This window comes from Streptomyces flaveolus, from assembly GCF_014648815.1.
GTDB classification, from domain to species: domain Bacteria; phylum Actinomycetota; class Actinomycetes; order Streptomycetales; family Streptomycetaceae; genus Streptomyces; species Streptomyces flaveolus.
The window spans coordinates 593,414-615,482 of record NZ_BMRV01000001.1; the positions used below are offsets into that span (position 1 = coordinate 593,414).

Consider the following 22,069-nt stretch of genomic DNA (forward strand, 5'->3'; position numbering starts at 1 on the left):
CCGGCCGCACGGTCAGCCAGACATGCCCACCTCCACGGAAGTACCCCCTTTCGGGTTCTGATCGCTGGGCTTTCCGGGCGCAGGCACGCACCCGCGTACACCCTGTAATCCCGTCCCCGCGCCCGGAGGACAGACCCGTGGCCATGCCGCCCCTCGCCTCGGGCCCGCACGGCCCCGACGCCCTGCGGCCCCTGTGCGACACCGTGCTCGACGCACTGCGCGCCGGCACCGCCGCACGCGGCGGACCCCTGCCCGCCGGCGGCCCCGACGCCGTCACCGCCAGGGTGCGGGACGCCCTCGGCGAGGTCCTGCCCGACCACGGCGACCCCGACGCCCTGCGCGCCCTCGTCACCGCGCTCGCCGAAGGCGCCGCCGACCCCGCCGACCCGCTGTGCGCCGCCCACCTGCACGGCCCGCCCCTAGCCGTCGCCACCGCCGCCGACCTCGCCGCGAGCGCCCTCAACCCCTCCCTCGACTCCTGGGACCAGGCCCCCGCCGCCTCCACCCTGGAAGCCCTCGTCACCCGCGCCCTCGCCCGGCAGGCCGGCGCCGCCGACGCCCTCGTCACCACCGGCGGCACCGAGTCCAACCAACTCGCCGTCCTGCTCGCCCGCGAGACCCACGGCGCCGGCCTCCGGCTCCTCCACGGAACCAACGCCCACCACTCGCTGCCCCGCGCCGCCTGGCTCCTCGGACTCGCCGAACCCGTCCCCGTCCCCGCCCCGGCCGGCACCCTCGACCCCGCCGCCCTCGACGAGGCCCTCACCACCGTCCCCGGCCCCCACCTCGTCGCCGCCACCGCCGGCACCACCGACGCCGGGCTCATCGACCCGCTGCCCGAGATCGCCGACCGCTGCGCCGCCCACGGCGCGCGCCTGCACATCGACGCCGCCTACGGCGCGGGCCTCCTCTTCAGCGACCGGCACCGCGCCCGCCTCACCGGCCTCGACGCCGCCGACACCGTCACCCTGGACCTGCACAAACTCGGCTGGCAGCCCATCGCCGCCGGCCTCCTCGCCGTCAGGAACCCCGACGACCTCACCGCACTCCAGCAGCGCGCCGACTACCTCAACGCCGACGACGACACCGACGCCGGACTCCCCGACCTCCTCGGCCGCTCCCCGCGCACCAGCCGCCGACCCGACATCCTCAAGATCGCCGTCACCCTCAAGACCCTCGGCCGCACCGGCCTCGGCGCCCTCGTCGACGAAGTCTGCGCCCACGCCCACGAGTTCGCCGCCCTCGTCGACGGCCACCCGGGCTTCACCCTGCACGCCACGCCCACCATCAGCACGGTCCTGTTCCGGCCCGCGCACGCCACCGACACCGCCGTCGCCGCCGTACGCCGCGACCTGCTCATCACCGGCCGCGCCGTCCTCGGCCGCGCCCGCGCCGACGGCCGGCTCTGGCTCAAGGCGACCTTCCTCAACCCCCACACCCGGGCCGACGACCTGGCCCGCCTCCTCACCCTCGTGGAAGGACACACCCCGCGATGAACACCCCCACCCACCACACCCCCGACACACCCCGCGACCTCGTCGGCGTCGGCATCGGACCCTTCAATCTCTCCCTCGCCGCACTCGCCGACCCGCTCACCGCACTCGACGCCGTCTTCTACGACCAGCGCCCCGCCTTCCACTGGCACCCCGGCCAGCTCATCGACGGCGCCCGCATCCAGGTCCCGTTCCTCGCCGACCTCGTCACCCTGGTCGACCCCGCCAGCCCCTGGACCTTCCTCAACCACCTGCGGGCCCGCGAACGCCTCTTCCCCTTCTACTTCGCCGAACGCTTCCACATCCAGCGCACCGAGTACGACGCCTACTGCCGCTGGGTCGCCGAACACCTCCCCGCCCTGCGCTTCCACCACCAGGTCGACGCCGTCCGCTGGAACCCCGAACGCCGACTCTTCGAAGTCGACTACACCCAACTCGACGCCGACGGAGAAGCCGAGGCCCTCGGCCGCACCCACACCCGCAACGTCGTCCTCGGCATCGGCACCGAACCCCACGTCCCCGACGCGCTCCGCCCCCTCGTCGACGCCCCCGGCGTGCCCGTGATCCACTCCGCCGACTACCAGGACCACCGCGACACGCTCCTCGCCGCCGAGCACATCACCGTCATCGGCACCGGCCAGTCCGGCGCGGAGATCTTCCTCGACCTGCTCCGCCACCGCCCCGCCGGCCGCGAACGCCTCCACTGGATCGGCCGCACCGAGGCCTTCGCCCCCATGGAGTACTCCAAGCTCGGCCTGGAGCACTTCACCCCCGACCACACCCGCTACTTCCACACCCTGCCCGAACCCGTCCGCGACCGCCTCGTCGCCGCACAGTGGCAGCTCCACAAAGGCATCGACGCCGACACCAGCGCCGCCATCCACGACGAGCTCTACCGCCGCACCCTCGACGGCGGCTGGCCCGACACCGTCCTCACCCCCGGCGTCCACGTCCGCACCGCCGGCCGCATCGCCACCACCCAGATCGAACTCCACCTGGAACACACCCAGCAGAACACCCGCTCCCGCCTCACCACCGGCGCCGTCGTCCTCGCCACCGGCTACCGCGAACGCCCCCTCGGCCGCATCCTCGCCGGCCTCGACCCGTACATGCGCCGCGACAACCGCGAACGCCCCCGCATCGACGAACGCTTCCGGCTCCTCCTCGACCCCTCGGTCACCGGCTCCGTCTACGTCCAGAACGCCGAGACCCACACCCACGGCGTCGGCGCACCCGACCTCGGCCTCGCCGCCTGGCGCAGCGCCACCATCCTCAACGACCTCACGGGCGAGGAGCCGTACCCGCTGCCGGCGCGGACCGCGTTCACCACCTTCGGCCTGGAACGGCGACGGCCCCAGATCCCGTCCGCACGCCACTACCGGGAACTCACCCCACTGGCGGACGGAATCTGAGGCCGCGCACCCACTCGGCGCGTCAGAACACCGGCGTACCGTTCCGCGTCAACGACCAGTCCACCGACGCGAAGTCCTTCGGGTCCAGCACGCCCTTCGCCGTCACCCACTCGGCGATCCGCGTACGGATCTCCGTCGACTCCGACCACAGCTCCTTCGCCGACGCCACGTGCGGGAACGCACCCCCGCCATTGGCCCGGTAGTTGTTCACCGCCAGCACGAACTGCTGCGCGTCGTCCAGCGGAGCACCCCCGAAGGCCAGATTCCTGATCCGCGAACCGGCCGCCTGCGCGATGTCGATCTCGTACGTCAGCCCCGACACGTAGTCGTAGTTGTAGTCCGGGCGGCCGTTCGCATTCGTCAGCTTCTCCACGTCCACCGGCGCACCGGCCGCCGTCCGCACGTAGTACTCCGCCGAATACTCCAGGTACGCCCGCAGCTGCGCCCCCGTCATCAGCTTCGCCACCAGCGTGTTGTCGTAGACGTACAGGCTCGACAGGTCCCGGATCGTCACCTCGCCGGCCGGGATCTCCGACGTCCGCGAGAACGGCGACGCCTGCGCCAGCACCGGCAACGACGCGTACTCCGTACCCGCCAGCGCCGCCCTGACCACGTCCTCCTGCACCTTGCTGATCAGGTCGATGATCGGCGCGTCCTTGTACCGCGCCTCCACCGTCGTCAGCGTCTCGGTGGCCGTCCCGACGACCTGGTTGACGTACGCCACCACCTGCGCGTGCTCGTCCGCCAGCAGCTTGCCGATCCGCGGGTCGTCCTCCACCGTGCTGGAGTCGCGCAGCGACGCCCGCACCGACTCGACGTGCCACCGGCCGCGTTCGAAGACCAGGTCGAAGTCGAACAGGGTGAGCCGCTCGGCGTAGCACAGCGGCTCCGACAGCACGACCGTCTTCCCCGTCTCCTCGTTGACGACCTTCAGCTCCGGGATCTCCACGTGCGCGTGCCCGACGAGGATCGCGTCGATGCCCGGCACCTGGCGCGCCACATTGGCCGCGGCGTTCTCCACGTACGGCACCTGGTCACCGTAGGACGACGTGCCCGACGAACCCGAGTGCGCCGACACGACCACCACGTCCGCACCCATCGAACGCAGCTTCGGCACCCACTTCGCCGCCTGCTCCTCGAGCCCCGGGAACGCCAGCTTCCCCTGCACGTACGCCTTGTCCCAGATCGCGATGCCCGGGTTGGTCAGCCCCAGCACCGCCACCTTCACCGGCGGCGCGCCCTTCACCCGGAACGTCTTCATGAAGTACGGCGGGAAAGCCGGCTTCAGCGTCTTCGCGTCCACCGCGTTCGCACCGAGCAGCGGGAAGTCGCACTGCTCCTCGAACTTCCGCAGCGTCTCGATGCCGTAGTTGAACTCGTGGTTGCCGAGCGCCACCGCGTCGTACCCGATCGCGTTCATCGCCTGCGCCATCGGGTGCACCGGGCCGCCCTCGGCGGTGATCGGGTCCACCTTCGCGTAGTAGTACGTCAGCGGCGTGCCCTGGATGGTGTCGCCCGCGTCCAGCAGCAGCGTGTTGTGCCGGCCCCGCTCCGCACGGATCTGGTTCACCAGCGTCGAGATACGGGCCAGGCCCTGGGCGTTGCCCGCCGCGTCCGTGTACTCCGCGTCCTTGAAGTAGTCCCAGTTGAAGACGTGCCCGTGCAGGTCGGTCGTGCCGAGGACCGTCAGCGCGTACCGCTTCGGCTTCTTGCGGCCCTGCTGTGCGGGGGCCGCCTCGGCCGCCGGAGCCGCCACCGCGCCGGCCAGCGCCACCCCCGCCCCCGTCACGGCGGACCTGCTCAGGAACTTCCGGCGGTTCAACGGCATGGCTGACTCTCCTCGGTGACCCGTCACATCATCATCAACAACGCGCGTAGATTCCGTCCCGGGCAGGGCACCTGTCAAGAGTGAGAACCTGATTTCCCGCTCATCGGAGCGAACCGGCGCACAATTCAACAGTTGTCAATGACCCTTTACTCAGAGGTTGTTGAGTCGTCATGTGTGGCCAATTCGCTACCCGGCGGTAGGTCATAGGCTCGACCCATGCGCCGAGCAAAGATCGTCTGCACACTTGGGCCCGCCACCGACTCGTACGACCAGATCAAGAGCCTGGTCGACGCCGGAATGGACATCGCCCGCTTCAATTTCAGTCACGGCACCCACGCCGAGCACGAGGAGCGCTACCACCGGGTGCGAAAGGCCTCCGACGAGACCGGCCACAGCGTCGGCACCCTCGCCGACCTTCAGGGCCCGAAGATCAGGCTCGGCCACTTCACCGAAGGCCCCGTACTCCTTGAACGCGGCGACACCTTCACCATCACCGTCGAGGAGGGCGTCGACGGCGACCGCGACATCTGCGGCACCACCTACGCCGGCCTCGCCACCGACGTCACCCCGGGCGAACGCATCCTCGTCGACGACGGCAGGGTCTGCCTCGAAGTCACCGGCGTCGACGGCCCCCGCGTCCACACCACGGTGATCGAGGGCGGCATGGTCTCCGACCACAAGGGCCTCAACCTCCCCGGCGTCGCCGTCTCCGTCCCCGCCCTCTCCAAGAAGGACGAGGACGACCTGCGCTGGGCGCTGCGCACCGGCTTCGACGTCATCGCCCTGTCCTTCGTGCGCAGCGGGCGGGACGTCCTCGACGTCCACCGCATCATGGACGAGGAGGGCCGCCGCCTCCCCGTCATCGCCAAGGTCGAGAAGCCCCAGGCCGTGGAGAACATCGAGGACATCGTCGCGGCCTTCGACGGCATCATGGTCGCCCGGGGCGACCTCGGCGTCGAGATGCCCCTCGAACAGGTCCCGATCGTCCAGAAGCGCGCGATCAAGCTGGCGAAGCGCAACGCCAAGCCGGTCATCGTCGCCACCCAGATGCTCGACTCCATGATCGACAACGCCCGGCCGACCCGCGCCGAGGCCTCCGACGTGGCCAACGCGGTCATCGACGGCACGGACGCCGTGATGCTCTCCGGCGAGACCAGCGTCGGCAAGCACGCGACCGACACGGTGCGCACGATGGCCCGCATCGTCGAGGCGGCCGAGGAGGACATCCTCGCCAAGGGGCTGCCCCCGCTGACCGACCGCAACAAGCCCCGCACCCAGGGCGGTGCCGTCGCCCGCGCGGCGGCGGAGATCGGCGACTTCCTCGGCGCGAAGTACCTGGTCGCCTTCACCCAGTCGGGCGACACCGCCCGCCGCCTCTCCCGCTACCGCTCACCCATCCCGCTCCTCGCCTTCACCCCGGAGCCGGCGACCCGCTCCCAGCTGAACCTCACCTGGGGCGTGGAGACCTTCCTGGGCCCGCACGTGGACTCCACGGACGCGATGGTCGGCCAGGTGGACGAACTCCTGACGGAGTACGGCCGCTGCCGGAAGGGCGACGTAGTGATCATCACGGCCGGCTCCCCACCGGGGGTGTCGGGCACGACGAACCTGGTCCGGGTACACCACATCGGCGAGGACGACGGTCCCCGGTAGGCGGTCAGTACTTGGGCCCGACATGGATGTCCATGAGAGCGACGGAGGCTTTGCGGGCGACGGAGATGTTGTAGGGCCTGCCGTGGCGTGTGCAGTGGGTCCACTCGACGCCGAGCTTGTCGAAGGTCTCCGTGCAGAGGCGGCGGATGTCGGCGGACACGTTGGTGAAGAAGTACCGCGGATACTCGTAGCGCTTCCTCTCACCACCGACGAGACGAGTCGTCCAATTGGTGACACGGCAGCCATCGGAGTGGATCAGGCCGCGGACGAAATCCCAGGGATGCGCGTCGACGATCGCCTGCTGCCACGACGCGAGGACGATCCGCCGCTCGTGCTTCTTGCCGGGTCCGTGCTGGGGGAACATGCAGACCCAGTGCAGCGTGTAGGACGTGACCTCGACGCAGCCGGTCCTGTGCCGCGAAGCCACACTCGCCAACGGCATCACCCGCCGCAGCGCCTCTTCGGCGGCGCCGATCAGGCCGGTCTGGTCGGCGTTGCAGAAGATCGACAAGTGGTGCTGCTTGGGCTTCGAGACGATGTGGCCGTCACCGAGGTACAGACCGAGCAGATAGGCGTAGGCGACCTCGTCGAACGCGCGGCCCGTGCACATGGGGCAATCGGTGGGCTGCCGATAAACCTCGCCGCGTGTTCTGCGATCCTCGCTGCGCCACCAGCCGACTGTCCCCCTCGGGATACCGAGCTGCTCCGCGACGAGACGGTTCGCAGCGCCCTCACGCATGAGTGCGACAGCCTGTGCGCGGATCGAAGAGTTGTGCTGCTCCATGGAGTCACTCTGCGCTGCTGATCGTGACCCTCGGCATCGAAAAGCGGAGGTTCACGAGAACGTGAGCCTCCGCTCGGAAATGTGCCCGGTGTGGGATTCGAACCCACATGCCCAAAGGGCACGGCATTTTGAGTGCCGCGAGTCTGACCAGTTCCTCCAACCGGGCAAGATTGGTGACCGCTCGGAAGTGTACCGGTTCACTTCGATCCGTCGCAGCTAGGTAGGCTCTTGTCAGCAGTACCGCCTGCCCCGAACAAGGAGCGCCCACGTGACCGCCCCCGAGTCGCCCCAGCCCGCTGACGTGCCCGAAGACGACAAGTCGCACGTGCCCCCGCTGACGACCCGTGTCGTCATCGCCGAGGACGAGGCGCTCATCCGGCTGGATCTCAAAGAGATGCTGGAGGAGGAGGGGTACTCCGTCGTCGGTGAGGCCGGTGACGGGGAGCAGGCCGTGGAGCTGGCCCGCGAGCACAAGCCCGATCTCGTGATCCTCGACGTGAAGATGCCCAAGCTGGACGGCATCTCCGCGGCCGAGAAGATCGCCGAGGAGAGCATCGCGCCGGTGCTGATGCTGACCGCGTTCTCGCAGCGCGACCTCGTGGAGCGGGCGCGGGACGCCGGGGCGATGGCGTACCTGGTGAAGCCGTTCAGCAAGAGCGACGTCGTCCCGGCGATCGAGATGGCCGTCTCGCGGTTCACGGAGCTGAAGGCGCTGGAGCAGGAGGTCGCGGACCTCTCGCAGCGGCTGGAGACGCGGAAGCTGGTGGACAGGGCGAAGTCGGTGCTGCAGACGCAGTACGGGCTGACCGAGCCGGCCGCGTTCCGGTGGATCCAGAAGACGTCGATGGACCGGCGGATGTCGATGCAGCAGGTGGCCGAGGCGGTCATCCAGGACGCCGAGGAGAAGAAGGCGTCCAAGGGCTGACGCCCGGTACCCGACGAGGCCCGTGTTCCCTGTGCCGCAGGGGGCGCGGGCCTCGTCGTGCGGTTTCACACCGTCCCTGCACAGAACCGTCCGCCTCTCCCGTCGCGTCCTGTTCTAGGGTGCCGCCAGGCACCGGAACGGGGGAGGAGCTGTGGAGCAGGCAGGGACGGCGCTCGCCGGGCGTATCGCCGAGCGGCGGGCCGGGTTCGGGGACCCGCGGGCGTTGGTGGGCGAGATGCGGAGATCGACGCTGCTGGTTCCGCTGGCCGACGGCGGTCTGTGGAGTGCGCGTTCGGGCGGGGTGCGGTGGGTCTGCGCCTTCACCGACGAGGCCGCGCTGGCGCGCTTCGCCCTGCTGCACGCGCCGGGCGGGCAGTCCATGGACTATGCCGCCCTGCTCGGTGCCCGCATCGTCGACGAGATCGTGCCGTCGTTGGGTGAGCCGGCGGGGCTCGCGGTGGACATCGCGACGGAGGACGGGTCGATGTTCTTCCCGCCGGTCGTCGGCATCGTGCCGGACCGGGCTGCCGTCGACGCGGGCGAGGAGGCGCGGGCGTGAGCGGGGACGGGCCGAACCTGCAGTTCGACAAGGCCGCGGTCGCGAAGTTCACCAAAGGGCTGGGCGGCACGATCGACCAGCTCGGTGAGATCGGTGACTCCACGGGCTCGGTGATGGGCAAAGGCTTCTCCGGGCTGGCGATGACCGGTATGGAGGCCGGGCACCACGGTCTGTCGACGGACTTCGAGGACTTCTGCGAGCGTTGGGAGTGGGGCGTGCGTGCCCTGGTCCACGACGCGAGCGAGATCGCCAACCGCCTGGGTCTGGCCGCGGGCACGCAGTGGGAGCACGACCAGTACGTCGAGGGTGCGCTGAAGGTCGGTGTGAACTCGGTGATGGGCGGCAATCCGCACGCGTCGGAGGAGGAGATCACCCAGCAGGGCTGGGGCGACGTGTTCACGCCGGACTATCTGGATCCGGACTGGAGTGCGCAGTCGTTCGAGCAGGCGGGGCAGGACATCTCGCAGACGTGGAAGGACACGGGCCGCACCGTGCTGACCGAGGGGGAGGGCGGGCGCCGGGCGGACCTGCTCAACCAGGCGCTCGGGATCTCCGACGACCAGTTCGACCAGGCGCTGGACGACACGTTCGGTCCGTCGCCGCAGGAGCGCGCACAACAGGCGCAGCAGCAGGCACAGCAGGGTGAGTCCGGGGGGAACTGAGCGTGGGTATCGGCGGTTTCATCAGCGACATCACTCCGGACTCGGTGGAGAACGCGGTCGAGGACGGTGTCGAGTGGGTCGGCAACCGGGTCGAGGACGCCGGCAAATGGACGGCGGACCGGCTGGACGACGTCGGCTGGGAGTCCGGTGCGGACTGGGTGCGGGAGCAGTCCCGTTCGGTGGCGAACCGGATGGGTGCCGAGGTCGACGAGATGGATCTCGGGCAGACCGAGGACAAGACGAAGCTGGTGTACGGCAGTGCGTCGAAGATCCGGTCGACGGCTGAGCGGTTGCGGGCGTTCCAGTCGTCGTTCGACGGTGTGGGCGACGGTCTCAAGGGTCTGGACTCGTCCGAGCTGAAGGGCGAGGCGGCGGAGACGCTGCGGACGGTGGTCGGGTCCCAGCCGCCGAAGTGGTTCACCGGGGCGGATGCCTGTGGGGAGGCGGCTGCCGCGCTGGAGGCGTTCGCCACCACGGTGACGTGGGCGCAGGGGCAGGCGCAGACGGCGATCGACAAGTGGAAGGAGGGCGTCAAGGCGTCGGAGGAGGCGGCGGACGCCCACCGCAAGAAGGTCGACGACTACAACAAGGCCGTCGACCGCTACAACGCGCAGGCTCCGGACAAGCGGGACCCGTCCACGCTGCCGCCGTGTCCGGCGCCGACGTTCGACGACCCGGGCAAGAAGCTGATGAAGGAGGCGCAGGATCTGCTGGCGGAGGCGCGCAAGCAGCGCAACACCGCTGCGGAGACCGCGCGCAGCGCTGTCCGTGCGGCTCGCGACAAGGCGCCGAAGAAGCCCTCGTACGCGGATCAGCTCGGTGATGGTCTGCAGGAGGTGCGGATCATCGGTGACCACGTCGGCGGCGGCATCATCAAGGGCACCGCGGGGATCGTTAACTTCGTCCGCGGTGTCAATCCGCTGGATCCGTACAACCTGACGCATCCGGCGGAGTATGCGACGTCGCTGAACAGTCTGGCGGCGGGGCTGGTGGTGGCGGCCAACGATCCGGTCGGCACGGGCAAGCAGATGGTCAGCGACTTCATGAAGGACCCGGCGGAGGGGTTCGGGCGGCTGATCCCGGACCTCGCGCTGACGGCGGCGACCGGGGGCGGCGGTGCCGCGGTCAAGGGGGTGCGGATCGCGGAGGAGGCGGCCGACGCGGCGCGCTTGCGGCGGTTGGTGGACGACGCGCCGGACGGCACGCACAACCGTCCGGACGGTGAGCGCGTCACGGACGGCACGGACCCGGTGGACCTCGCCTCGGGGCGGATGTTCCTGCCCCAGACGGATGTCGTGATCCCGGGCATCCTGCCGTTGACGTTCACCCGGCGTACGGAGTCGGGTCTCACCTCGGGCAGGTTTCTGGGCCCGTCGTGGTCCTCCACGGTCGACGAGCGCCTCGTCGTCGACCCGGTGGGGGTCCTTCACGTCACGGCCGACGGTCTGCTGGTCACGTATCCGCATCCGGTGCCCGGGGCCCCGACGCGCCCGGAGTCGGGTACGGCACGGACGTTGCTGTCGCGTGACGCCGACGGCGACTACACGGTCACCGAGCCGGACAGCGGCTTGGTGCGGCGCTTCGCCGCCCCGGTGGGCACGGAACCGGGCGGTGACGGCACCTGCTGGCTGTCCCGCATCACCGAACGCAACGGCCACGCCGTCGACGTCGACCGGTCCGAGGACGGCCTGCCGCTGGCGCTGGTCCACTCGGCGGGGCACGAGGTGCGGGTGACGTGCGCGGACGGCCGGATCACGGGGCTGTCCCTCGTGGGGGAGGACGGCACCGGCCTGCCCCTGATGTCGTACGGCTACGAGGAGGGCAATCTCACCGCCGTCACCAAGCCGTCCGGTGCCACGACCACGTTCGTCTACGACGAGCGCCGCCGCGTGACCGCCTGGATCGATTCCAACGGAAGCCGCTACGACTACGCGTACGACGACCGTGACCGCGTCGTCGCCGAGGGGGGCGAGGCCGGCCACGTTCAGATCGCCCTGACGTACACGGAACCGGACCCGGAGACCGGACACCGCACGACGACGCTGACCACGGCGGACGGCGCGGTGACGCGGCATCGTGTGGACGGCCGCTGCCGGGTGATCGCCACCACCGATCCGCTGGGGAACACCACCCGATACGCCTACGACGCCCGCGGCATCCTGGTGTCCCGCACGGACCCGCTGGGCCGGACGACTGCCTTCACGCACGACGAGGGCGGCCGGCTGGTCACCGTGACCCATCCCGACGGCAGTGAACTGCGGGCCGTGCGGGGGGCGTTGGGGCTGCCGACGGAGCTGTGCGGGCCGGACGGGGCTCGTTGGCTGCAGGAGTTCGACGAGCGGGGCAACCGGACGGCTGTCACCGACCCGGCCGGGAAGGTGACGCGCCTCGCCTACGACGGGGCCGGCCGCCTGGTCTCGGTCACCGATCCGCTGGGTGCCACCACGACCGTGCGGTGCGACGCCGCCGGGCGTCCCGTGGAGGTGACCGATCCGGCCGGTGGCGTCACGCGGATCGACCGGGACGCGTTCGGCCGTGAGGTGCGTGTCACGGATCCGGTCGGTGGTGTCACCCGCCTCTCCTGGACTCCTGACGGTCTGCTCGCCGGCCGGACGGGACCGGACGGTTCCAGCGAGTCGTGGACGTACGACGGCGAGGGCAACTGCCTGACCCGGACCGATCCGGCGGGCGGTGTCTCCCGGTTCGAGTACACCCACTTCGATCTCCTCGCGGCGCGTACCGGGCCGGACGGCGCGCGCTACGAGTTCGAGCACGATGCCGGGCTCCGGCTGACCCGGGTGTCGGCGCCGCAGGCGCTGACCTGGAGTTACGAGTACGACGCCGCCGGGCGGCTGGTGTCCGAGACGGACTTCGACGGCCGTACGGTCACCTATCGTCTGGATGCCGCGGGGCAGCTCGTCACCCGCTGCGACCACGTCGGCGGCACGATCGGCTACGAGTACGACGAGCTGGGCCGGATGGTCCGCAAGGACGCCGGGGGCCGGGTCTCTTCCTATGTGTACGACCGGGCGGGGCGCCTGGTCCAGGCGTCGGGGCCGGACGGGGAGCTGGCCCGCCGTTACGACCGGCGCGGCCTGCTCAGGACGGAACTCGTCGACGGCAGGGCCCTGGACTTCACCTATGACGCCGCCGGCCGCCGGGTGCGCCGGGTCACGGCGACCGGCCTGGTCACCACCTACGCCTATGACGCCGCCGGGCGTCCGGAGCGGGTGCGGGCCGGGGGACAGGAGATCTCGTTCTCCCACGACGAGGCGGGGCGGGAACTGGAGCGCGTCTTCGGTGGTTTCCTCGCCCTGTCCTCGGCCTGGGACGAGGCCGGGCGGTTGGCCGCTCAGCACCTCACGGCCGGTGACCGTGTCCTGAACAGCCGCACCTACGCCTACCGCGCCGACGGTCATCTCGTCTCGATCGACGATCGGCTGTCGGGTGCCCGCAGCTTCGAACTCGACCCGATCGGCAGGGTCACGGCGGTTCACGCGCGGGGCTGGACCGAGCGGTACGCGTACGACTCCTGCGGCAACCAGACCGAAGCGTCCTGGCCTTCCTCCCATCCCGGCCACGAGGCGACCGGTCCGCGTGCCTACTCGGGTACCACGATCGCCCGGGCCGGCAACGTCCGCTTCGAGTACGACGCCCTGGGCCGGGTCGTCCTGCGTCAGAAGACCCGACTGTCGCGCAAACCCGACACCTGGCGCTACGAGTGGGATGCCGAGGACCGCCTGACCGCGGTGACCACCCCGGACGGCACCCGGTGGCGCTACCGCTACGACCCGCTGGGCCGCCGCACGGCCAAGCAGCGGCTGGCGGCCGACGGCGAAACGGTGGCCGAGGAGGTCCGGTTCAGCTGGGACGGCATGACCCTGTGCGAGCAGACCACGGTCGCCGAGGACATGCCGAACCCGGTCGTCCTCACCTGGGACCACCGCGGTCTCGTGCCCATCGCGCAGACGGAACGCATCCTGACGCCGGACGCCCGGCAGGAGGAGATCGACCGGCGCTTCTTCGCCGTCGCCACCGATCTGATCGGCTCCCCCACCGAACTGATCGACGAGTCGGGTGAGATCGTCTGGCGTACTCGCAGCACACTGTGGGGCACCACCGCCTGGGCGCGGTCCAGCACGGCCTACACCCCGCTGCGTTTCCCGGGCCAGTACTACGACCCCGAGACGGGGCTGCACTACAACCTCTTCCGCCACTACGACCCGGAGACCGGGCGGTACACGGCCCCCGACCCGCTGGGGATCGATCCGGCGCCGAACCCGGTGACCTACGTCGACAACCCGTACAGCGCCGGGGACCCGCTCGGGCTCTCGCCGTATCCCCGGCGGCTCAACTACGACGAGGCGTCGCAGAAGGCCAACCAGGCGCTCTCCGACAAGCTGGACGAGATGCACGAGACGATGTCCCGGAGCAAGATCAGGGAGTACGCCATGGGATCGGCGGGTGTCGACGTGCGTACCGGCGAGGTCGCGGTGGGCCTGAAGAAGACCGGGGCCGGTGACTTCTGTGCGGAGGACCTGGTCCGCGACGAGCTCGTCCGTAGGGGTGCGAGGCCGGAAGATATCATCTACAGCGTGCCTCTGAGGCCTCTGAAACGGGTGCCGGAAGCGGTGTGTGTGCGGTGCGAAGGCCGCACTCTGCGCGAGCAGTTCGCACCGGGAACGACGTGGGAGAGTGACCTGCAGTGATCTTTTCGCAGACCTGGGACTGGGATTCCCTAAAGACGCTGAGCGTTCCGGCGGCCGAGCTTCCGGCGCAGCTCGAGCGCCTCGTCGGACAGGATGCCGACGAGCGGTCCCGTGCCGGCCGGCTTCTGTACTGCGAGGTCGCCAACCAGGGGCATCTGTACAGTGCCGCCGCGCCCTGCGTCGATGCGCTGACGTCCCTGGCCCGGTCGGATACGCCGCTGACGCCGCAGGCGGTGAGCCTTCTCGAGTCGATCCTGAACGCCCGGAACTCCGGTGTGCGCGCCGGGCTGGAGGACGGGTCCGTCGATGTCACGGAGTACTGCAGGAACGAGATCCTGGCGGCGTTGCCCCAGGTGCTCAGCCACGCGGACGGGTCGGATGCCGAGTACTTCCGCGAGGTCTGCTATCTGATCCCCCAGCTCGCCGACTCCTCCGGTGAGGTGGTCGACTTCCTGCGCACCTCCGCCTCGACGCTCGAGGGAGAGCTGCGCAAAGCGGCCGTCGAGGCGCTGGAGGAGGCTGAAGAGGTGGTCGAGGAAGGGCACATGCCGTAGTGACGCGGGGTGAGGGGTCAGGTGAGGGCGTCCTGGTCTCGGGGACGAGATCCGGGGGAGGCCGGACCGACGAGGGAACTGTCCTTCGACGGCGCCTGCTCCGCGACGGTGACGCATGACGCGCTGTCCGTCACCCCCGTTTCGCGGGCGATTCCGTGGATTCTCCGTGGCCGTGGATCTCGGCAGGGCTCTGGACGGGGCCGGTGCCGAGAGCCGGGAGGTCCGGGACGCCGTCCGGCATTTCGTCGAGACGGTCACGTTCGCGAGTGCGGACGAGATCCGGGCGATGCTGCGGGACGTGCTCGCCGAGGACTGGACGGCGCTGCCGCCGTGGGCCCGCAACCTGGCCTACCGGCTGGCCTGCCTCCAGCGTCCGGACGACCCGGAGCTGCTGCGCGAGGCCGCCGCCGACCTGCTGTGCTTCGGCCCCGACTGGGACGGGGAGGCGGAGGACCTCGAGCGACGCGCGGCGGAGCTGGAGCAGCAGTCCTCCGGCAGGCCCGGCTCCGATGGGGCGGCCATGACGATGTAGGTGAAGCTCGCCGGTGGTCCGCGCGCGACCGTGACGGGCGATCGGCCATCAGACCGAGGCGTCTTGGCCGGTGTCCCGCTCGGGCCACGAGGCCACGAACGGGGGTTTCACAGTGCAGTCTCACGACTTCACCGGCATGGCGCGGATGATTCTGGACGTCGACGCGACGGTGCGAGAGCGCGCGGCCGACGAAGTGACGGACCGCGTGGGTGTGTACACGTCCGCTCAGGCTTCCGCTCTGGCGACTCTACTGGCGGCGACCGCGGCCTCGGAGGGGGAGGACTCCGCCCTGGAAGCCGAGTTGCACGCGATCATCGAGCTCACGTCCACCGGCCATGTCCAGGTCGATCACCTCTCGCCGCTGCGTGAGATCGCCGTCGACGACCTTCCTCCTCAGCTCCGCGACTATGTCACCGATCTTCTGGAAGGGTGAATCGGCCGATGAGCGACGCCACCTGGTGGGAACGGCACGAGGCGGTGGTCCGCGTCGTCCCGGCCGACTCCACGCTCTCCGTTGTGCGCGCCCTGCCTCCCACCGGGCTGCTCCACTCGGCCCGGATGCGAGGAAAGGAAATGCGCGACGCCGACGGGGTGTTCACTCAGTTCTACGAGGCGCTGCGCCTCCCGGACTACTTCGGATGGAACTGGAACGCGTTGCGGGACTGCCTGACCGATCTGCGTTGGATCAGTGCCGAGCACTTCCTCGTCACCATCGATGACGCCGACGCCGTGCTGTCCGAGAGCGCCGAAGAGCGTGAGTTCCTCTTCCGCGCCCTGAACGACGCCGTGAAGTTCTGGGCGAGCAGGCCCGAGCCTCCCGGCCAGGAGAAAATCACCTTCCAGGCCGTCCTGCTGTGCCCGCCCGACGTTCAGGAGAAGGTGCTCCACGAAGTCGGGGCCTGTTGAGGCTTCCGCCGCCAAGAGTCCTCAGGGCCCTGGACGGGGCCGGTGCCGGGAGCGACGGCACCGACGCGCGAGGGCCGCCACCGGAGTGCGGTGGCGGCCCTCGCGTGCCGGGTGCCGTCGGCTCAGTCCTCGCCGAGGTACGCCTTGCGGACCGACTCGTCGTGGAGGAGGTCCTGGCCGGTGCCGGACAGGACGATGTTGCCGACCTCCATGACGTGGCCGTGGTCGGCCAGGGACAGGGCGGCCTGGGCGTTCTGCTCGACGAGCAGGATGGTGGTGCCCTGCGACTTCAGCTCGGCGATCGTCGCCATGATCTTCTGCATCATGATCGGGGAGAGGCCCATGGAAGGCTCGTCCAGCATGAGCAGCTTGGGCTGGGACATCAGGGCGCGCCCCATCGCCAGCATCTGCTGCTCACCGCCGGACAGGGTGCCCGCGGCCTGCTTGCGCCGCTCGCCGAGGATCGGGAACAGGTCGTAGGCGCGCTGGATGTCCTTCTCGATGCCCGGCTTGTCGCTGCGCAGGAAGGCACCGAGGCGCAGGTTGTCCTCGATCGTCATGCGCGGGAAGATGTGCCGCCCCTCGGGGGAGTGGGCGAGCCCCAGCGAGACGATCTGGTGCGCGGGGACCTTCTTGAGGGATTTGCCGCCGAACCGTATCTGGCCGCCGACGGGCTTGAGGAGCCCCGACAGGGTGCGCAGGGTGGTGGTCTTGCCGGCGCCGTTGGTGCCGATGAGGGTGACCACCTCACCGGCGTCGACCTTGAACGAGATGCCCTTGACGGCCTCGATCTTGCCGTAGGCGACGCGGAGGTCCTCGACCTCGAGCAGTGCGGTCATCGGTCGTTCTCCTTGCCGGCCGCGGTGTCCGTGGTGGTGTCGGCCTGAGCGGCCTCGGCGGCCTCCACCTCGGCGGCCTCCGCCGCGCCGGGGTCGTTCTCCAGGGGCTCGCCGAGGTAGGCGGCGACCACCCGCTCGTCACCCTGCACGGTCGCGCTGTCGCCCTCGATGAGCTTCTCGCCCTGGACGAGGACGGCGACGCGGTCGCAGAGGTTGAAGATGAAGCGCATGTCGTGCTCGATGACGAGGACGGCGATGCCCCTGTCGCGGATGGCGAAGACGAGTTCCTCGGTGGCCCGCGTCTCCTGCGGATTCATGCCGGCTGTCGGCTCGTCCAGGAGCAGCAGGCCCGGCTCGCTGGCGAGCGCCCGGGCGATCTCCAGCTTGCGCTGTTCGCCGTAGGGCAGGTTGCGCGCGAGGTGGTCGGCCTTGGCGGCCAGGCCCACGAACGCGAGGAGTTCCATGGCGCGTTCGCGGGAGGTGGCCTCGGCCTTGTGGAAGCCGGGGCCGCGCAGGACGGCCGACCAGAAGCCCTCCTTGGTGCGGGTGTGGCGGCCGACGAGGACATTCTCCAGAACCGTCATGTTGCCGAACAGACGGATGTTCTGGAACGTACGGGCGATGCCGGCGGCCGTCACCTTGAAGGACTTGGCCGGCAGGACCTGGCCCTTGTAGCGGACCTCGCCCTCGGTGGGGATGTACAGACCGGTCAGGCAGTTGAAAAAGGTGGTCTTGCCGGCACCGTTGGGGCCGATGAGACCGACGATCTCACCGCTGTTGACGGTGAGGTCCACGCCGTTCACGGCGGTCAGACCGCCGAAGCGCATGGTGACGCCGCGTGCGTCGAGGACGGGGGTGCCGGGGGCGGGGGCGCCCGCGGTGGTGTCCTTGGTGGTGGTGTCGGTGGTCATGGTGGTCAGGCCCCTGTCTTGCTCAGGGTGGTGGGCGCTTCGGCCTCTTCGTGGAATTCCAGCTTGCGGCGCCTGTTGGCGATGAGGCCTTCCGGACGGAAACGCATGAGCAGGACGAGCGCGAGTCCGAAGGCGAAGAGCTGGTAGTCGCCGAGGAACTGGAGCTTGTTGGGGATCAGGAAGAGCAGCGAGGCGCCGATGAGCGGACCCGCGATGGTGCCCATGCCGCCGAGCACGACCGCGGCGAGCAGGAAGGCGGAGTTGGGTGGGGTGGTGCCGGCGAAGAGGTACTGCTCGGGCGTGACCGTGTAGGTCACGTGCGCCTGCACGGTGCCCGCCAGGCCCGCGAGGGTGGCGCCGACGGCGAACGCGACGAGCTTGACGCGGAAGCCGTTGATGCCCATGGCGAGCGCGGCGGTCTCGTCCTCGCGGATGGCGACCCAGGCCCGGCCGATGCGGGAGTCGCCGCTGCGCCGGAAGACGAGGACGACGACGGCCGTGATGAGCAGCATCAGGAAGAAGTAGTTGGCGAACCGGCCGATCGTGAACCCGCCGATGTCGTGCTGGACGCCGAGGTCCCACCCGAGGATCTTGAGGTCGGGGATGGACGAGACGCCGTTGGAGCCGTTGGTGAGGTCCGGACCCGAGGTGCCGTCCAGGTTGTTGGCGGTGATGCGGAAGATCTCACCGAAGCCGAGGGTCACGATGGCCAGGTAGTCGCCGCGCAGCCGCAGGGTCGGGGCGCCGATCAGCACACCGAAGACCAGCGACGCCACGGCACCGACGATGACCGCGGCCCAGAAGGGGAAGTGCACGTCGAACGGCGAGCTGGGCGAACCGGAGACCAGCGCGGCCGCGTAGGCGCCGACGCCGAGGAAGGCGACGTAACCGAGGTCGAGCAGGCCCGCGAGGCCGACGACGATGTTCAGGCCCAGGGCGACCGTGGCGAAGATGAGGATGTAGACGCCGAGGGTGGCGTACTGGTCGTCGGACTGGGTGAAGGGGAAGCAGGCCGCCGCGACGAACGCGCCGCAGACGGTGATGTTCTGGTGCCGGGAGGTGATCTCGGTGGCCTGGGCGATCAGACCGGCTCGGTGCACGGCGGCGAAGCCGAGCCCGGAGACGATCAGGAAGCCGACGAAGAGTTCGTCGTACTCCGTGCCGATGCCGTAGGTGAAGACGAGCAGGGCGACCGCGAGGATCCCGACGATGATCAGGATCTCGACGTACGAGGGCAGGGGGCGCACGGGACGCGGCGTGCCGGCCGAGAAGGCGGCCTTGACGGTCTGCCAGTTGTGCGCGGTGGTGTGCTTGAACTGCTCCCAGCCCGACTCGTCGGGGTCGATCGGGTCCGGTTCGGGGCGCTCGACGGGGAGCGCGAGGGAACCGAGGAGGGCGATCAGGGTGGCGGCCGCCGCGACGTAACCGCCGGGCTCCAGGTTGACCAGGCCGCCGAGCTGGGCGCTGATCGCGATGATCGTGTACCAGGTGGTCGCGAAGGCGGCGAGGGCGGCGAACTTCAGCGCCGCGTCGGCGCCGGCGGGCGCGAGCCAGCGCAGCCCCTTGACTCCGTACGAGGCCAGGCCGAACAGGGTGGTGAGGGCGCCGGCGACCAGTACCAGCACCTGGAGGCCGCCCGGGTAGCCGTAGACGGTGAGGTCGCCGGGGAACTCGGCGGTCCACGTCCAGGCCAGGAAGGTGGAGACGACGGTGAGGACGCCGCCGCCGGTGGCGAGGGCGCGGCCGACGGGCGCGGGTATGCCGATGAGGCCGGAGGTGTCGGCCGCGGCGGAGGCGCCGGCCGTCTTCGGAGCGGTGGTCTGTGTGGTCATCGGTGTCACGCCCTGTCCGCAACGCGTTCGCCGAGCAGGCCCTGGGGCCTGAACAGCAGCACGAGGATGAGGAGGATGAAGGCCCAGACGTCGGCCCAGGACTGACTGCCGAACTTGTCCAGGCCGGGGATGTCGGCGATGTAGGCGGTGGCCAGGGTCTCGGCGACGCCGAGGACGATGCCGCCGATCATCGCGCCGTAGATGTTGCCGATGCCGCCGAGGACGGCCGCGGTGAAGGCCTTGAGACCGAGGATGAAGCCCATACGGAAGTCGATCTGGCCGTACTTGAATCCGTAGGCGACGGCACCGACGGCGGCGAACGCGGCGCCCAGGGCGAACGCGATCACGATGATGCGGTCGGTGTTGACGCCCATGAGCTTGGCGGTGTCCGGGTCCTGAGCGGTGGCCTGCATGCCGCGCCCGGTGCGGGTCTTCATGACGAAGTAGGCCAGCACGCCCATGCTGATCGGGGCGGCGACGAACAGGAAGATGTCTCCGGTCTGGAGGGTGACGTCACCGAGGTGGAAGGGGCCGCCCTCGATCTGCGGGAAGGTGCGAGCCGACTTGGCCTCGGGGTACCAGGCCCACACCGCCTGCTGGAGGGCGAGGGAGAGGCCGATGGCGGTGATGAGGGGCGCGAGGCGGGGGGCGCCGCGCAGGGGGCGGTAGGCGAAGCGTTCCGCCCCGACAGCGACGGTCACCGCGACGATCATCGCGCCGATGAGCATCAGGGGCAGGGCGATCAGCATGGAGGTGCCGTCGGGCAGGATGTAGACGTAGACCGTCAGCGCGCCGAAGGCGCCGGTCATGAAGATCTCGCCGTGGGCGAAGTTGATGAGCTGGACGATGCCGTAGACCATTGTGTAGCCGATGGCGACCAGCCCGTACATGGATCCCAGTAGCAGGCCGTTGACCAGCTGCTGCGGCAGTTCGTTCACCGCATGTCCTCCGAGACGTTCGGATGTTCGACGGATGTTGGCCGGATGCGAGAGCGCGCGGGGCGCTTGTGGAACAGCGCCCCGCGCGGCTCTGAAGGAAGGTGCGGGTGTGGGTCAGCCGGTGTAGGTGCCGGACTTGACCGCCTTGAAGGCACCGTTCTCCACGGCGTAGACGGTGAGCTGCTTGTTGGTGGCGTCACCGAACTCGTCGAAGGAGACCTTGCCGGTCACTCCGTCGAAGGAGACGTTCTGCATGGCCTCGGTGACCTTGGCGCGGGCGTCGTCGGGGAGCTTGCCGCCGTTGTCGTCGACGACCTTCTTGACGGCCTCGATGATCGCCCAGGCGGAGTCGTAGGAGTAACCGCCGTAGGCCGCGTAGTCCTCCTTGTAGCCCGCCGCCTTGTAGTCGGCGACGAACTGCTTGGCGGAGTCGAGCTCCTCGACCGGCGCGCCGACGGAGGTGGAGAGGTCACCGTTGCTGGCCGCGCCGGCGAGCTTGATGAAGGTGTCGTCCTTGATGCCATCGCCGCCGACCAGCGGAATCTTGGATCCCGCTTCCTTGATCTGCTTGCTCAACGGACCGGCCTGCGGGTATTCACCGCCGTAGTAGACGACGTCGGCGCCGGAGTTCTTGACCTTGGTGGCGACCGAGGAGAAGTCCTTGGTGTCGGGGTTGATGTGCTCGGTCCCGACGACCTTCCCGCCGAGCTTCTTGAACTCCTCGGTGAAGGTGGCGGCCAGACCGGCGCCGTAGGTCTTCTTGTCGTCGATGACGAAGACCTTCTTCTTCTTGTAGTCGTTGAACACGTACTGTGCGGCGAACGGACCCTGGATGGCGTCGGTGGTCGCGGTACGGAAGTACGAGTCGTACTGGCGGACCTTTTTGGTGCGCCAGTCCGGGCCCTGGGTGAGGCCGGGGCCGGTGTTCGCCGGCGAGACCTCGACCAGCTTGGCGGTGTCGAAGACCTTCTGCATCGACTCGCCGACCGAGGAGTTCAGGGGGCCGACGACGCCGAGGACGTCCTTGTCGGCGACGAACTTGGTGGCGTTCTGCTGGCCGACGGAGGGCTGGCCCTGGTCGTCGAGGGCCTCGACCTTGAAGGTGATGCCGTCGACGTGCTTCTTCTTGTTGGCGGTCTGCGCCGCGAGGTCCGCCGAGTTCTTGATGCCGAGCCCCAGCGCGGACAGGTCGCCGGTCAGCGGGGCGTCGACGCCGATGACGACGGTGGTGCCACCGCCGCCGCCGTTGCCGGAGTCCGAGCCGCCGTCGTCGTCGCGCGAGCCGCAGGCGGTGAGGGTGAGCGCTCCCGCCGCCAGAGCGGCGGTGATGGCGATGAGCGAACGTTGACGCACGATCAGTCCTTTCCCTGGCACAGCCGCCTCCCCGTGGAAACGGCCGAGTCGAGCGCTGGACCGAGATGACAATCGGACGGCGCGGTGACTGGCCGTGACTCTAGGCGTGTGTGGGGAACGTGGAGGAGGGTCTGACTCAGGCTGTGACTCTCTTGTTATGACACGGGGTAATGCAGAGC

At 69.7% G+C, this 22,069-nt stretch carries 18 protein-coding genes and 1 tRNA gene; 11 read left to right on the forward strand and 8 right to left on the reverse strand.

Going from position 1 to position 22,069, the window contains the following annotated elements:
• Nucleotides 1–137: 137 nt before the first annotated feature.
• Nucleotides 138–1,496 (forward strand): pyridoxal phosphate-dependent decarboxylase family protein, encoded by a 1,359-nt coding sequence (locus IEZ05_RS02675; RefSeq protein WP_189228311.1) that lies wholly within the window; start codon nt 138–140, stop codon nt 1,494–1,496.
• A complete protein-coding gene (locus IEZ05_RS02680; RefSeq protein ID WP_189228312.1) occupies nt 1,493–2,905 on the forward strand; it encodes a lysine N(6)-hydroxylase/L-ornithine N(5)-oxygenase family protein in 1,413 nt (470 codons plus the stop codon). Before IEZ05_RS02675 ends, IEZ05_RS02680 begins: the two co-directional genes overlap by 4 nt.
• A gap of 22 nt (nt 2,906–2,927) precedes the next feature.
• Here the strand turns inward: IEZ05_RS02680 and IEZ05_RS02685 are convergent, their stop codons facing one another.
• Nucleotides 2,928–4,733: a bifunctional metallophosphatase/5'-nucleotidase gene (locus tag IEZ05_RS02685; protein ID WP_189228313.1), complete on the reverse strand. Its 1,806-nt coding sequence runs from the start codon at nt 4,731–4,733 to the stop codon at nt 2,928–2,930.
• Nucleotides 4,734–4,949: 216 nt separating this feature from the next.
• On the opposite strand from IEZ05_RS02685, the gene pyk reads away from it, so the two are divergent.
• A complete protein-coding gene (pyk, locus tag IEZ05_RS02690) occupies nt 4,950–6,386 on the forward strand; it encodes a pyruvate kinase (RefSeq protein ID WP_189228314.1) in 1,437 nt (478 codons plus the stop codon).
• A gap of 4 nt (nt 6,387–6,390) precedes the next feature.
• Here the strand turns inward: pyk and IEZ05_RS02695 are convergent, their stop codons facing one another.
• Both IEZ05_RS02695 and IEZ05_RS02700 read right to left on the reverse strand, forming a co-directional pair.
• Nucleotides 6,391–7,170: a helix-turn-helix domain-containing protein gene (locus IEZ05_RS02695; protein WP_189228315.1), complete on the reverse strand. Its 780-nt coding sequence runs from the start codon at nt 7,168–7,170 to the stop codon at nt 6,391–6,393.
• An 82-nt stretch (nt 7,171–7,252) separates the two neighbouring features.
• Nucleotides 7,253–7,336: transfer RNA gene (locus IEZ05_RS02700), tRNA-Leu, on the reverse strand.
• A gap of 102 nt (nt 7,337–7,438) precedes the next feature.
• Here IEZ05_RS02700 and IEZ05_RS02705 point away from each other — a divergent pair.
• From IEZ05_RS02705 to IEZ05_RS02740, 8 genes are all read left to right on the forward strand, one after another.
• Entirely contained in the window at nt 7,439–8,095 is a 657-nt protein-coding gene (locus tag IEZ05_RS02705; RefSeq protein ID WP_189228316.1) for an ANTAR domain-containing response regulator, read from the forward strand.
• 151 nt (nt 8,096–8,246) lie between these two features.
• Nucleotides 8,247–8,654, forward strand: a complete 408-nt coding sequence (locus tag IEZ05_RS02710) for an SseB family protein (protein ID WP_189228317.1) — start codon at nt 8,247–8,249, stop codon at nt 8,652–8,654.
• Nucleotides 8,651–9,316, forward strand: coding sequence for a hypothetical protein (locus IEZ05_RS02715; RefSeq protein WP_189228318.1), 666 nt, complete (start codon nt 8,651–8,653; stop codon nt 9,314–9,316). The genes IEZ05_RS02710 and IEZ05_RS02715 overlap by 4 nt, the downstream gene beginning before the upstream one ends.
• A 2-nt stretch (nt 9,317–9,318) precedes the next feature.
• Nucleotides 9,319–14,025 (forward strand): putative T7SS-secreted protein, encoded by a 4,707-nt coding sequence (locus IEZ05_RS02720; RefSeq protein WP_189228319.1) that lies wholly within the window; start codon nt 9,319–9,321, stop codon nt 14,023–14,025.
• Nucleotides 14,022–14,579 carry a hypothetical protein gene (locus IEZ05_RS02725; protein ID WP_189228320.1) on the forward strand — a complete coding sequence of 186 codons (558 nt, stop codon included), beginning with the start codon at nt 14,022–14,024 and terminating at the stop codon, nt 14,577–14,579. Before IEZ05_RS02720 ends, IEZ05_RS02725 begins: the two co-directional genes overlap by 4 nt.
• A 166-nt stretch (nt 14,580–14,745) precedes the next feature.
• Nucleotides 14,746–15,111: a hypothetical protein gene (locus IEZ05_RS02730; protein WP_189228321.1), complete on the forward strand. Its 366-nt coding sequence runs from the start codon at nt 14,746–14,748 to the stop codon at nt 15,109–15,111.
• Between the two features lie 112 nt (nt 15,112–15,223).
• Nucleotides 15,224–15,544: a hypothetical protein gene (locus tag IEZ05_RS02735; RefSeq protein WP_189228322.1), complete on the forward strand. Its 321-nt coding sequence runs from the start codon at nt 15,224–15,226 to the stop codon at nt 15,542–15,544.
• Nucleotides 15,545–15,552: 8 nt separating this feature from the next.
• The gene (locus tag IEZ05_RS02740) at nt 15,553–16,017 is read left to right on the forward strand and encodes a barstar family protein (protein ID WP_189228323.1); all 465 of its coding nucleotides are present in this window, start codon (nt 15,553–15,555) and stop codon (nt 16,015–16,017) included.
• A 122-nt stretch (nt 16,018–16,139) separates the two neighbouring features.
• On the opposite strand, the gene IEZ05_RS02745 is transcribed toward IEZ05_RS02740, so the two are convergent.
• The 5 genes from IEZ05_RS02745 to IEZ05_RS02765 form a co-directional block, all read right to left on the reverse strand.
• Nucleotides 16,140–16,856: an ABC transporter ATP-binding protein gene (locus tag IEZ05_RS02745; protein WP_189228324.1), complete on the reverse strand. Its 717-nt coding sequence runs from the start codon at nt 16,854–16,856 to the stop codon at nt 16,140–16,142.
• On the reverse strand, nt 16,853–17,767 hold the full coding sequence (locus IEZ05_RS02750) for an ABC transporter ATP-binding protein (RefSeq protein ID WP_189228325.1): 915 nt from the start codon (nt 17,765–17,767) through the stop codon (nt 16,853–16,855). The genes IEZ05_RS02745 and IEZ05_RS02750 overlap by 4 nt, the downstream gene beginning before the upstream one ends.
• Nucleotides 17,768–17,772: 5 nt before the next feature.
• On the reverse strand, nt 17,773–19,599 hold the full coding sequence (locus tag IEZ05_RS02755) for a branched-chain amino acid ABC transporter permease (RefSeq protein ID WP_189228326.1): 1,827 nt from the start codon (nt 19,597–19,599) through the stop codon (nt 17,773–17,775).
• Nucleotides 19,600–19,604: 5 nt separating this feature from the next.
• Nucleotides 19,605–20,537: a branched-chain amino acid ABC transporter permease gene (locus IEZ05_RS02760; protein ID WP_189228327.1), complete on the reverse strand. Its 933-nt coding sequence runs from the start codon at nt 20,535–20,537 to the stop codon at nt 19,605–19,607.
• Between the two features lie 114 nt (nt 20,538–20,651).
• Nucleotides 20,652–21,890 carry a branched-chain amino acid ABC transporter substrate-binding protein gene (locus IEZ05_RS02765; protein WP_189228328.1) on the reverse strand — a complete coding sequence of 413 codons (1,239 nt, stop codon included), beginning with the start codon at nt 21,888–21,890 and terminating at the stop codon, nt 20,652–20,654.
• Nucleotides 21,891–22,069 lie beyond the last annotated feature (179 nt).